At 66.8% G+C, this 12,409-nt stretch carries 11 protein-coding genes; 3 read left to right on the top strand and 8 right to left on the bottom strand.

The window, feature by feature from the left end; genetic code table 11:
• Nucleotides 1–45 precede the first annotated feature (45 nt).
• Nucleotides 46–987: a LysR substrate-binding domain-containing protein gene (locus tag ACPEES_RS01890; protein WP_435100458.1), complete on the top strand. Its 942-nt coding sequence runs from the start codon at nucleotides 46–48 to the stop codon at nucleotides 985–987.
• Here ACPEES_RS01890 and glyA read toward each other — a convergent pair.
• Genes glyA through ACPEES_RS01875 form a run of 3 tightly spaced genes read right to left on the bottom strand, consistent with a single transcriptional unit; the run spans nucleotide 978 to nucleotide 4,315 of the window.
• On the bottom strand, nucleotides 978–2,246 hold the full coding sequence (glyA, locus tag ACPEES_RS01885) for a serine hydroxymethyltransferase (protein ID WP_435100455.1): 1,269 nt from the start codon (nucleotides 2,244–2,246) through the stop codon (nucleotides 978–980). The genes ACPEES_RS01890 and glyA overlap by 10 nt on opposite strands.
• 44 nt (nucleotides 2,247–2,290) lie before the next feature.
• Entirely contained in the window at nucleotides 2,291–3,562 is a 1,272-nt protein-coding gene (locus ACPEES_RS01880) for an aspartate aminotransferase family protein (RefSeq protein WP_435100452.1), read from the bottom strand.
• Between the two features lie 51 nt (nucleotides 3,563–3,613).
• Entirely contained in the window at nucleotides 3,614–4,315 is a 702-nt protein-coding gene (locus tag ACPEES_RS01875) for an MOSC domain-containing protein (protein WP_435100449.1), read from the bottom strand.
• A 100-nt stretch (nucleotides 4,316–4,415) separates the two neighbouring features.
• On the opposite strand from ACPEES_RS01875, the gene ACPEES_RS01870 reads away from it, so the two are divergent.
• Together ACPEES_RS01870 and ACPEES_RS01865 are read left to right on the top strand one after the other, a co-directional pair.
• Entirely contained in the window at nucleotides 4,416–5,732 is a 1,317-nt protein-coding gene (locus ACPEES_RS01870; RefSeq protein ID WP_435100446.1) for an aminotransferase class I/II-fold pyridoxal phosphate-dependent enzyme, read from the top strand.
• 60 nt (nucleotides 5,733–5,792) lie between these two features.
• Entirely contained in the window at nucleotides 5,793–6,521 is a 729-nt protein-coding gene (locus tag ACPEES_RS01865; RefSeq protein WP_435100443.1) for a PP2C family protein-serine/threonine phosphatase, read from the top strand.
• A gap of 38 nt (nucleotides 6,522–6,559) precedes the next feature.
• Here the strand turns inward: ACPEES_RS01865 and der are convergent, their stop codons facing one another.
• From der to ACPEES_RS01840, 5 genes are all read right to left on the bottom strand, one after another.
• Nucleotides 6,560–7,984, bottom strand: a complete 1,425-nt coding sequence (gene der, locus ACPEES_RS01860) for a ribosome biogenesis GTPase Der (protein ID WP_435100440.1) — start codon at nucleotides 7,982–7,984, stop codon at nucleotides 6,560–6,562.
• Between the two features lie 208 nt (nucleotides 7,985–8,192).
• Nucleotides 8,193–9,782 carry an ABC transporter ATP-binding protein gene (locus ACPEES_RS01855; RefSeq protein ID WP_435100437.1) on the bottom strand — a complete coding sequence of 530 codons (1,590 nt, stop codon included), beginning with the start codon at nucleotides 9,780–9,782 and terminating at the stop codon, nucleotides 8,193–8,195.
• A complete protein-coding gene (locus tag ACPEES_RS01850) occupies nucleotides 9,775–10,824 on the bottom strand; it encodes an ABC transporter permease (RefSeq protein ID WP_435100434.1) in 1,050 nt (349 codons plus the stop codon). Before ACPEES_RS01850 ends, ACPEES_RS01855 begins: the two co-directional genes overlap by 8 nt.
• A gap of 162 nt (nucleotides 10,825–10,986) precedes the next feature.
• Nucleotides 10,987–12,072 (bottom strand): microcin C ABC transporter permease YejB, encoded by a 1,086-nt coding sequence (locus ACPEES_RS01845; RefSeq protein WP_435100431.1) that lies wholly within the window; start codon nucleotides 12,070–12,072, stop codon nucleotides 10,987–10,989.
• 13 nt (nucleotides 12,073–12,085) lie between these two features.
• Nucleotides 12,086–12,394 (bottom strand): hypothetical protein, encoded by a 309-nt coding sequence (locus ACPEES_RS01840; protein ID WP_435100428.1) that lies wholly within the window; start codon nucleotides 12,392–12,394, stop codon nucleotides 12,086–12,088.
• Between the last annotated feature and the right edge of the window lie 15 nt (nucleotides 12,395–12,409).

The following is a 12,409-nucleotide window of genomic DNA, read 5'->3' as shown; positions in this document are numbered from 1 at the left end:
TACATCCAATATGCATTTCTACGTCAGGGATAACGACGGCTAATCATGGATCTTCGCCAACTCCGCTATCTCATCGCCATCGCCGAAACCGGACACATGGGCCGCGCTGCCGAGCGTGTCCACGTCACTCAACCCGCCCTTTCCCAGCAGATGATCCGGCTGTCCCGCGAGCTGGGCGCGCCGGTGTTCGAACGGCAAGGTCGATCCATTCGGCTGACAGCAGTCGGAACCACGCTTCTGCGCTTCGCCCGGGAGGTGGAGAAGGACCTGCGGGAGGCATACTTCGCCATCGATGCGTTGCGCGGCCTGGAACGCGGTCACGTCAGCGTTGGCGTGGTGCAGACGCTCAACATGAGCCTGCTGCCGGCCACCATCGCGGAGCTGACCGCCGCCCACCCGGGCATCGACGTCACCGTCCATGAGCTCTCCGGTCGTGCCATCGAGGACGGCGTGGCGGAAGGGCGCCTGGACGTGGGCATCGGCTTTCAGCCACCGCGTCGTCGCGACCTGGACACGGAGCCCGTCCTGCGTGAGCCGTTGACACTGATATGCCGGCGTGACCATCGACTGGCCGAGCACCAGAGCCTGGAGATCGCCGCCCTCGACGACACCCCGCTGGCACTCCTCGCCAAGGGGTTCGTGACCCGCCGCATCTGGGACGCCGCCACACGCCAGGCCGGCATCCGGGTACGCGCGCAGCTCGAAGCGGACACGGTCTCGGCACTGTTGGCGACGGTCTCGCGAAGCAACTACCTCGCGACCGTTCTGCCCCTGCTCGCGCTTACCGAGGACGACAGCCACCAGCTCATGCAGATACCGCTCGAGCGCCCCACGCTTACACGCGCCATCGCACTGCAATGGCGACGCGGGAGCATGCACTCCCACGCCGCCGACCGCCTGGCCGACATCTTTCGTGCCACGGTCCGGGAAACCCTGCCGGCAGCGTTCAGGGTGCAGGCCTCGCACGGTCAGGAGCCTCAACCGTAAACGGGAAACGCCCGGCACAGGGCGTTCATCTCGGCGGCCACGCGCTGGCGCACGGACTGGTCGTCCGGGGCGTCGAGAATGTCACACAGGCCGTTGGCGACGTCTCCCGCTTGTGTCTCCCGGAAGCCGCGCGTGGTGATCGCCGGTGTCCCGATACGAATGCCGGAGCAGCGGGTCACCGGCAGGGGATCGTTGGGAACGGCGTTCTTATTCACCGTTATCCGCCCCTCGTCGAGCAGATCGCAGGCGCGGCGCCCATCGAGTCCGCCGGCGGCGACGTTCATGAGGACCAGGTGATTATCGGTACCGCCGGAGACCACGTCGAAGCCACGCTCCTGAATCACCCCGGCCATGGTACGGGCGTTTGCCACCACCTGGCTCTGGTACGCACGAAAGTCCGGCGAAAGCGCCTCGTGGAAGGCGGCTGCCTTGCCGGCAATGGCGTGCATCTGCGGTCCGCCCTGGAGACCGGGGAAAAGCAGCGAGTTCACCCGCCGGGTGATCTCGCTCTCCTCACCTGCCAACACGAGTCCGCCCCGCGGGCCCCTCAGGGTCTTGTGCGTCGTCGTCGTGACGAGATGCGCGTGGGGCAACGGGTCCGGATACAGGCCGGCTGCGACAAGCCCGGCGACGTGGGCCATGTCCACGACGAAGTACGCATCGACCTCGTCGCATATCTCGCGAAAGATACGCCAGTCGATGGCGCGCGAGTACGCCGAGAAGCCCGCGGTGACGATTGCCGGGCGATGACGGCGAGCGAGATCGCGCACCTGGTCGAAATCGATGCGGCCATTGTCGTCGACACCGTACTGCACGGCCCGGAAGAGCATTCCCGAGAAGTTGGGCTTCGCGCCGTGGGTCAGGTGACCGCCATGATCGAGACTGAGCCCCATGATAGTCGCACCGGGGGCGGCGAGGGCGAGATACGCAGCCGCGTTGGCCTGCGACCCGGAGTGCGGCTGCACGTTGGCGTAGCCACAGTCGAACAGCCGCTGTGCCCGCTCGATGGCGAGTCGTTCGGCGACGTCCACGTGCTCGCATCCGCCGTAGTAGCGCTTGCCGGGATAGCCCTCGGCATACTTGTTGGTGAGTACGCTGCCCTGCGCGGCCAACACCGCGCGGCTGGCGTAGTTTTCGGATGCGATCAGCTCGATGTTGCACTCCTGGCGCTCGAGCTCACCGGTAAGAGCGGCGGCGAGCTCCGGGTCCAGCCCCTGAGATGCCGCCGGTCGGGCGGTATTGAAAGCCGTCTGTGCCATCTTGAAGAGACCTCCTTTGTCGGCGTTGCGGCGGCCGGAACCACTCAGGCGTCCCGGCGCACCGCCTCCCATGCGGCCTCGAAGCTCGCCAAGGCCTCGTCAACCTGCTGCTCGGAGGCGATCAACGGCGGCACCCAGCGGACTACCTGCCCCGCGGAACCGCAGCGCAGCAACAGCAGGCCCCGCTCCTCGGCAGCGGCCAGCAGACGCCCGACACGCTCGCCATCCGGCCGGCCGCTATCGTCCACAACATGGACCGCCTGCATCAGCCCGACGCCGCGAACGTCATCAAACTCCGGGTAGCGCTCCTGCAGGCGCTCGAGTCCCGCGCGGAGCTGGGCACCACGCGCCGCCGCGTTGTCCACCAGATTCTCGTGCTCGATCACGTCGAGCGTTGCCACGGCGGCTGCGCAGGCAATGGCATTACCGCCATAGGTTCCGCCCTGCGACCCGGGCCACCCCTGCTCCATCAGCGAGCGCGAGGCGCCCATCACCGACAGCGGCATGCCGCTGGCGATACCCTTGGCGGTAATCAGAATGTCCGGGGTGATCCCGGCCGCCTCGTGTGCCCAGAAACGTCCGCTTCGGCCATTGCCGCACTGAACCTCGTCGATGATCAGCACCAGCCCGTGGGCATCGCAGCGCTCCCGCAATCCCTTGAGAAAGGCCGCGGGGGCCGGCACGTAGCCGGACTCGCCCTGCACCGGCTCGATAATCACCGCAGCGGTTTCCGAGGGCGTGCTGTAGGTCTCCACGATCTGGTCGAACTCGCGCAGGCAGAACGCGGCGGTCGCCTCTTCGTCCAGACCGTACCAGTGCGGATCGGGATACGGCGCGACGATGGCACCCCCCATCATCGGCTGGGTGCCCTGGCGCACTTTCGCGTTGGAGGAGGTCAGCGACAGCGATCCCATGGTGCGCCCGTGGAACGCACCGCGGAAAGCGATGATGTTGGGCTTGCGCGTCGCCTGGCGCACCAGGCGGATGGCCGCCTCCACCGCCTCGGTACCGGCATTGGAAATGAAGAACGAGTCGATGCCCGCCGGTGTGATGTCATCCAGACGCTCCACCAGTGACATCAGGCTGTCGTGCCGCACGATCGCGTACTGACCGTGAATCAACGTCGCTGCCTGACGCTGGATCGCGGCCACCACGTCCGGGTGGCAATGGCCGGTGCTGAGCACGCCGATCCCGGAGGTGAAATCCAAGTAGCGCCCACCGTTGTCATCGTAGAGATAGCACCCTTCGCCACGGCTCGCCTGGATCGCCGTGGACTGGGTGAGTAGCGGCGAAAGTGCCGTTGCGGCCTGACTCATGGTCTGCCTCCTGCAGTCTCGATTGAATATCCGTCGCTCGCCTGCGGCCGGTCACTGCCCCGTCAAACGACGGGACCAGTCCTCCACCCGGCCGCTGTCGAGTCGCTTGCGGGCGATCGCGCGCCAGCTCTCGCACAGGGCCGGGAGATCGGCCATCTCCGCGAGTGCCGCACGATCGTGACGGTCGCGATAGAGCACCCGGATCAGCCGCGCGAGCGGCCACCGCGGATGCGGGCGCTCCACCAGCCGAAGCGTCTCGCCCGCGCGTATGTCCCCGGGCTCGAGCACCCGGTAGTACCAGCCGGTACGCCCCGACGCCTGAACACGCCTGGCCATGTCGGCAACCCCGAAGCGGGCATTGAGCCGCCAGCACGGCTGCCGCGCCTGGGAGACCTGCAGCACGACCATCTCCCCCGCCCAGACATCACCCACGCAAACGTCTTCTTCGGTGACGCCGGCAGTGGACAGGTTTTCGCCAAAGGCACCGGCCGCGGCGAGCTCGCCCGCGCCCAGCGGCAACTCATGGCGCCACGCCGCATAGTGATCCCGGGCGTAGTGATGCAGCGCCTTCTCCGCGCCACCGTGGTGCCTGGTATCACCCTGGTGGTCACCGACAAGGCCGGTGGCTTCCAGTCGCGCCGCCGCCACCGGCCCCTTGCGGATGCCGCTCGGTACACCGCGGGCACCGAGGGGCGTGAGCCCGCCCAGTCGCAGGTCATCCAGGGTCACCTCCAGCACGGGCTGTTCAGTCATTGCCCGGCTTCCGGTGGAACTGGTGGCGGCCGTTCCTCCTGGCGGAAGCGCCTCGCCTGACGTTTGACACATAATGTCCTATGTCATATTATCTATTGTCATGGACAAATACTACATCACCGGAAAGACAGCCGTCCAGATCGCCGATAGCCTGGAGGCGGCAATCCTCGACGGTGAGCTGTCGCAGGGAATGCGCCTTCCGAGCGTGCGCGAAGCCGCTGACCACCTCGGCGTCAATCGCAATACGGTGGCCCAGGCGTACGCACGCCTGCGCGAGCGGGGCCTCGTGCACGGCAAGGGCCGCGGGGGCACGCGCGTCGCCCTCGCCGCCACAACGGGCCAGGCGGCGGCGCCCGAGACGCCACCGCCGGGTACCGTCGATCTCGCCTCCGGCAACGTGGACGCTACATTGCTGCCCTCGCTGGCCGCGGCCGTCACCGCGCAGAACTGGACCCAGTCCGGTTACGACCATCCCGGTGACGATCCGGTGCTCATGGCGGTGTTGCGGGAACGCTTCACCGCGGAGGGCATCCCGGCGCGGTCGCTGATGCTCTGTCACAGCGCGCTCGATGCCGTGGAACGGGCGCTTCGCGGGCACACGCGATCCGGCGCGGAAGTGATCGTGGAGGATCCGGCATGGCCGCCGCTCATTTCCCTGCTGCGGTCGCTCGGCCTGCGTCCGGTACCCACCCCCGTGTATCCGGACGGTGTCGACCCGGCGGCGCTCGCCGGGCATCTCAACCGGCACACCGCCGCAGTCGTCCTCACCCCCCGCGCCCAGAACCCGACCGGGGCGAACCTGGACAACGCCCACCTGGCGCGGATCCAGGAGTTGCTGAGCGAGCGCCGGGACATCCTCCTGGTACTCGACGACCATTGGGGAGTGCTGTCCTCGGCGCCGCCGCCCGCCATCGCGGATAGCGACGCCCCGTGGCTGCTGGTTCGGTCGCTGTCGAAACCGCTCGGGCCGGACCTTCGCGTGGCTGCGGTTACCGGCGACGCCCGAACGGTCACACGGATGCACCGGCAGTTCCGCCTGGGCCCGCGCTGGGTCAGTCGCGTCATTCAGCAGCTCGTGCTCGCGCTGCTGCGCGACGGCGCCACGGAGGACTGCGTGGCCCGCGCACGCCAGGCCTACCGCGAGCGCCGCCAGCGACTCGTGGAGGCGTTGCGAGCACGCGGTATCAGCGTAGCCGACGGCTCCGGCATCAACCTCTGGATTCCCGTCGCCGACGAGGGCAGCGTGGTTCAGGGCATGGCCGCACGCGGCTACTCCATCCAGGCGGGCCAACCGTTCAGGCTGAAGAGCCCCGACGCCGTGCGCGTGAGCATCGGCAACATCCACATCGACGCCGTCGATGCGGTGGCTGGCGCGCTCGCGCAGTGCGTCGCGCGAGGCGTCTCCCCGGCCGTGTAGACGGGATGGATGTGCTACGTTCAAGGGGTTCCATCGCGCAGCCGAGCAACGGGGGCCACCATGGAAATCGCCGGTAGAACCCATGTTGGTCACGTGCGGGCACGCAACGAGGACACCATTGACTGGGACCAAAAGCTGGGCGTGGCCGTGATTGCCGATGGCATGGGCGGCCACCCCGCAGGTGACGTGGCGAGCCGCATCGCCGTGGACACATGCCTGGCCGTGGCCCGCCACGAAACCGACGAAGGCCACACGTGGCTGGCGCGGGGCGATGCCGACGCGACCGGGCTCGTCGCCGCCGCCGATGACGCGATTCGCGACCACGGTCGGCGCGTGCCGGAAACGGCAGGGCTCGGCACGACGTTGCTGATCGCCGCCATCGCGGACACCCGGCTCGTCATCGCCCACGTGGGCGATTCACGCATCTACCGCCTTCGCGCCGGCCACCTGGAACGACTCACCCACGACCAGAACGAAGCGGAGTATGCCCGCCTCCAGGGCTGGCTCACTGCCGATCAGGCGAGGCGCTCGCCGGCACGGCACCAACTTCTCCAGGCCCTTGGCTCGACACGGCCACCGGTGCCGGACGTGGTGGAAGGCGACTGCCGCCCCCGGGATTTGCTGTTGATGTGCACGGACGGACTTACCGGCGAGCTCAGCGATGCGGAGATACACGCCCTGCTCACCGAGCGAGGCACCGCCGACGAAGCCACCGCCGAACGCCTGGTCGCCGCCGCGCTGAGCCACGGTGGCCGGGACAACGTATCCGTGGTGCTCATCGCGCCCTGAGCCGCCCCCCCGATCGCGAGACCGCGGGACGGAGGCCATCAGCGCTTCTTGCGCTTCGCCTTCTGCTTCTTCACGTGGCGCATCAGGCGTCGCCGCCTGGCTTGCTGACGCGCATTGAGGGTATTGGGTTTGTCCGCATAGGGGTTGTCGCCCGTGCGGAACTCCATCCGCAGGGGGGTGCCCCACAGATCGAGTTCCCGGCGGAAGACGTTCATCAGGTAGCGGCGGTAGGCATGAGGCAGACGACCGGTCTGATTGCCGTGGATGACGATCACCGGCGGATTGCGTCCGCCCTGGTGGGCATAGCGCAGCTTCACCCGGCGCCCCTGGACGAGAGGCGGCTGATGCGTGGCGGTGGCGTCGGTGAGAATCTGGTTGAGCCGGTGGGTGTCGATATTGGCCATCGCAGCGTCATAAGCGCGCTGGATCGCCTCGTAGAGCAGGCCGACACCTGTCCCGTGCAACGCCGAGATGAAATGGACACGGGCGAAATCCAGGAAGCCGAGCTTCACATCCAGCGAGCGCCGCACTGACGTCTTCTGGTCGCCGTCGAGGCCGTCCCACTTGTTGACTGCAAGCACCAGGGCGCGCCCGGCGTCGATCACGTGCCCGATCAGGTGAGCGTCCTGCTCGGAGACGGTCTCCCGGGCATCGATGACCATGATCACGACGTTCGCCGCTTCCACGGCCTGCAGCGTCTTGATCGCGCTGAACTTCTCCACCGCCTCCCGCACCCGGGCACGACGCCGCACGCCCGCGGTATCGATGAGTGTATAAGGCGTCCCGTCGCGCTCGAAGGGCACGAAAATGCTATCGCGGGTGGTCCCCGGCTCGTCATAGACGAGCACCCGCTCCTCGCCGAGCATGCGGTTGACCAGCGTGGACTTGCCCACGTTCGGGCGCCCGACCACCGCCACGCGAATCGCCCCTTCCGCCTCTTGCGGCAACGGCACGCCGGCGGCACCGGCGCGCTCGGGAACGGCGTCCAGGACGTCGTCCATGAGCGCGGCGACACCGCGGCCATGAGCGGCGGCGATGGCCCGGGGCTCCCCCAGCCCCAGAGCGTGGAATTCCGTCAGGGCGACCTGCGCATCCACACCGTCGGTCTTGTTGACCACCAGCACCACAGGCTTGCCGCTACGCCGCAATGCCGTGGCGAGCTCCTCGTCGGCGCTGGTTACACCGCTGCGCCCGTCGACCAGGAAGAGCACCACGTCCGCCTCCTCCACGGCCTGCTGGGCCTGGCTGCGCATGCCCAGATGGACGCCGTCGTCGTCCTCGCCCATGCCGCCGGTGTCCACGGCGATATACGGCCGCGGCCCGACCTTGCCGAGGCCGTACTGGCGATCGCGGGTGAGCCCCGGATAGTCGGCGACCAGGGCGTCCCGAGTGCGCGTGAGGAAATTGAACAGCGTGGACTTCCCCACGTTGGGGCGGCCCACCAGCGCGATGACCGGATCCATTGGGAGTTACCGTTCACGAGGTCGGTTGGACGCCCGGGAGGATACCAGAAGTCGCAACAACTAGCTGAAAGCGTCGAAAGCGGCAAGTTGAAAGCCGGAAACGGCGACCGCCAACCGTTGCCACCAACGGGGCACTCTATTCTTGCTACTTGCTACTTGCTACTTGCTACTTGCTACTTGCTACTTGCTACTTGCTACTTGCTACTTGCTACTCCCCAAAAGCCGCCTCGATCAGCCGTCGTGTGTACGCTTGCGCGGGGCGCTCGAAAAGCGCCTCCGTGTCGTCGGCCTCCACCACACGGCCGTCCTTCATCACTACGATGCGGTGGCTCATGGCACGCACCACCGCCAGGTCGTGGCTGATGAACAGATATGCCAGCTGATGACGGGTCTGGAGATCGCGCAGCAGCCGGACGAGCTGGGTCTGCACGGTGCGGTCCAGTGCCGAAGTGGGCTCGTCGAGCACCAGCAGGTCGGGCTTTAGCACCATGGCCCGTGCCACCGCGACGCGTTGACGCTGCCCCCCGGAGAGCTCGTGGGGGAAACGCTCGGCAAGCGCCGGCGCGAGATCCACCTCCTTCAGAGCAGCCGCGACCATTCGGTCGCGCTCGGCGCTCGTTCGCGCCAGACGGTGCACACCGAGTCCCTCGCCGACGATCTGCGCCACCGACATGCGCGGGCTCAGACTGCCATAAGGGTCCTGAAAGACCACCTGCATCCGCCGGCGAAGCGGCCGGAGCCGGCGCGCGCGGAGACGCGATATCTCATCGCCGAGAAACACGATACGCCCCCGTGCCGGCTGCAACCGCAGCAGCGCGAAAGCGAGCGTCGACTTGCCCGAACCGCTCTCGCCGACGATTCCCAGCGTCTCCCCCGGACGCACGGCGAGCGAGACCCCGTCGACAGCGCGCACGTAGTCCACGGGCCGCCGCAACAGGCCGCCGCGGATGGGAAACCACACACGCACGTCCTCTGCCTCGACCACCGGCGGTGCATCGCCCCGCAGCGGGTGTGGGCCACCGCTGGGTTCCGCAGCGAGCAGGCGTCGGGTATAGGTGTCCTCGGGGGCCGTGAACACGCGGTGCGCCTCGTCCTGCTCCACTACTCTGCCGTCATGCATCACGGCCACGCGGTCGGCCACCCGGCGGACCACGTTGAGGTCATGGCTGATGAACAGCATGGCCATGCCCAGACGGGCCTTGAGGTCGGCGAGCAAGTCGAGAATCTCCGCCTGGATGGTGACATCCAGTGCGGTCGTGGGCTCGTCGGCGATCAGCAGCGCGGGATCATTGGCAAGCGCCATGGCAATCATCACGCGCTGGCGCTGACCACCCGAGAGCTCGTGCGGATGGGCCCGGCGCATGCGCCCGGGTTCCGGCAGTCGCACCAGCGCCAGCAGCTCGAGAACCCGCTCGCGCAGCGCCCGGCCCTGCAGCCCCTGGTGCAGACGCAATGTCTCCGCGATCTGCTTCTCCACCGTGTGCAGCGGATTCAGAGAGGTCATGGGCTCCTGAAAGATCATGCCCACGTCGCCGCCACGCAGCCGGGCGAGCCGTTCCGCCGGAGCGGCCATCAGGTCCTCGCCGCGAAAACGAACGCGCCCGGCCGGGTGATGGGCGTACGGATAAGGCAGAAGCTGAAGCACCGACAACGCCGTGATCGACTTGCCGGAGCCGCTCTCCCCCACGATCGCCAGGGTCTCGCCGGCTGCCACGCTGAGGTCCACACCGTGCACCACCGGTTGGGCGCCAAACGCGACCCGCAGGCCCTCGATGCTGAGCAGCGGCGCTTCAGCCATGCATCCCCCCCTGCAACGTCTTGCGCGGATCAAAGGCATCGCGTGCCGCCTCACCGATGAACACCAGCAACGACAGCATCACCGCCAGGGCGACGAATGCCGTGATTCCCAGCCAGGGCGCGTGCAGATTGGCCTTGCCCTGAGCGAGGAGCTCCCCGAGAGACGGCGCCCCCGGCGGCATGCCGAAGCCGAGGAAATCCAGCGACGTGAGCGCGGTGATTGCCCCGCTCATCACGAAGGGCAGGAACGTGATGGTGGCGACCATGGCGTTGGGCAGGGCATGACGCCAGATGATCACGGCATCGGAGACCCCCAGGGCGCGAGCCGCCTTGACATAATCGAAGTTGCGCACCCGCAGGAATTCCGCGCGCACCACGCCGACGAGCTGCGTCCAGCTGAACAGCAGCAGAATGAGCAGCAGCCACCAGAACCCCGGCTCTACGAAGCTCGAGAGGATGATGATCACGTAGAGCACCGGCAATCCGGACCAGATCTCGATGAAACGCTGACCGAAGAGGTCGGTCAGGCCGCCGAAGTAGCCCTGAACGGCGCCGGTGACAACGCCGATCAGCGAGCTCGACACTGTGAGCATGAGCCCGAAGAGCACCGAAATGCGGAAACCATAAATCAGCCGCGCCAACACGTCGCGCCCCTGATCATCGGTACCCAGCCAGTTCTGCGCGCTGGGCGGCGCCGGTGCCGGCACTTCGAGATCGTAGTTGATCGTCTGATGGTCGTATGGCACCGGCGGCCAGAGTATCCAGCCACCTTCCTCGATGAGCGATCGCACCGCGTCGTCCCGGTAGTCCGCCGGGGTGGGCAGAAAACCACCGAACTCGGTCTCCGGATAATCCACGAACACCGGGAAATACGCCGCACCGTCGTACCAGACGAACAACGGCCGGTCGTTGGCAACGAGCTCCGCCCCAAGGCTCAACACGAACAACGCGAGGAAGATCCACAGCGACCACCAGCCCCGGCGATTGCGCCGGAACTGCGTCCAGCGACGCTGATTGATGGGGTTCAAACGCGGCTTACGCATGGACGTGACGGGAGCACGAACACGCCGACACGAAGGCCCACAAAGGCGGATGAGTCACAGGGATGAAGCCCGCCGTACGAACTCTGGCAATACAGTCGTTCATTGCTGTGGTCGTTGTGAACGTTGGTCTTCATATGTCTATGTGTTTCATTCCTGCGGTCCTCACCCTTCACGCGTTTCGAAGTCGATCCGCGGATCTACGGCCACGTAGGTGAGGTCACCGATGAGATTGAGCACCAGCCCGAGCAGCGTGAATATGAACAGCGTGCCGAACACCACCGGGTAGTCGCGGTTGACCACCGACTCGAAGCCAAGCAGGCCGAGGCCGTCCAGGGAGAAAATCACCTCGATGAGCATCGCCCCGGTGAACAGGATGCTCACGAATGCCGCCGGGAAACCGGCGATCACCACGAGCATGGCGTTGCGGAAAACGTGGCCGTAGAGCACGCGGCGTTCGCTCACGCCCTTCGCCCGGGCGGTGAGCACGTATTGCTTGTGGATCTCCTCGAGAAAGGCGTTCTTGGTCAGCATGGTGAGGCTCGCGAATCCACCGATCACCATGGCGAGCACCGGCAGTGTGATGTGCCAGAAATAGTCGAGGATCCGCGCGGGCCAATCGAGCTGCTCCCAGTTATCGGAGGTGAGCCCGCGCAGCGGAAACCAGTCGAGATACGTCCCGCCGGCGAAGAGCACGATGAGCAGAATGGCGAAGAGAAACGCGGGCACCGCATAGCCCACGATCACCACCGCCGAGGTCCACACGTCGAATCGGCTGCCGTCGTGCACCGCCTTGCGGATCCCCAGGGGTATCGAGATGAGATAAGTGAACAGCGTCGTCCACAATCCGAGGGAAATGGAGACCGGCAGCTTGTCGGCGATGAGATCCAGCACGCGCCGGTCCCGGTAGAAGCTTTCACCGAAATCGAGCTGCGCGTAATCCACTACCATCTTGAAAAAGCGCTCGTGCGCCGGCCGGTGAAAACCGAACTGGCGCTCGAGCTCCTCGATGAACTCCGGCGGCAGCCCCTGGGCGCCGCGATACTCGCTGCGTTCCGCCCCGCCACCCCGGGTATCCCCGGCACTGCCGGCGAACTGGCTCGTCGCCAGCTCGCTGGTGCCACGCACCTGCGCAATGACCTGCTGCACGGGGCCGCCGGGCGCGAACTGCACGATCACGAAATTGAGCAGCAGGATCCCGAACAGCGTCGGGATCATCAGCAGCAGGCGTCGCGCGATGTAAGCGGGCATAGCCAGCGTGCCGTCAGCCGGCGCCTCCTTCCGGCGGTTGCGGGCTCGCCGGTACGTGGATACTGTTCAGCGCTTCTTCGAACAGCGCATCCACGTCCGGCGTGACGCCACCCTCGGACGCCATACACACCTGGTCACTGGTCAGCGCGACACGGGCGGTCTTCTCCATGCCCTCGATGAAAAGCGTCTGCAGCTCGCTGTCGCGCCGCAGCCCCTCGTCACCGTTCCACTTCAACGACAAAACGGCGACGCGGCTGTCCTCGGCACGCTCGCGGACGCGCCGCTCGATACGCTCCGCGCCGCGGGTGAGCTCTTCAGTCATTTCGACGCCTCCCCG

Origin of the sequence: Arhodomonas sp. AD133, assembly GCF_051195215.1 — a bacterium.
Taxonomy (GTDB): domain Bacteria; phylum Pseudomonadota; class Gammaproteobacteria; order Nitrococcales; family Nitrococcaceae; genus Arhodomonas.
Note: the sequence above shows the minus strand (reverse complement) of the source record. Positions and strands in the feature narration are given on the sequence as shown.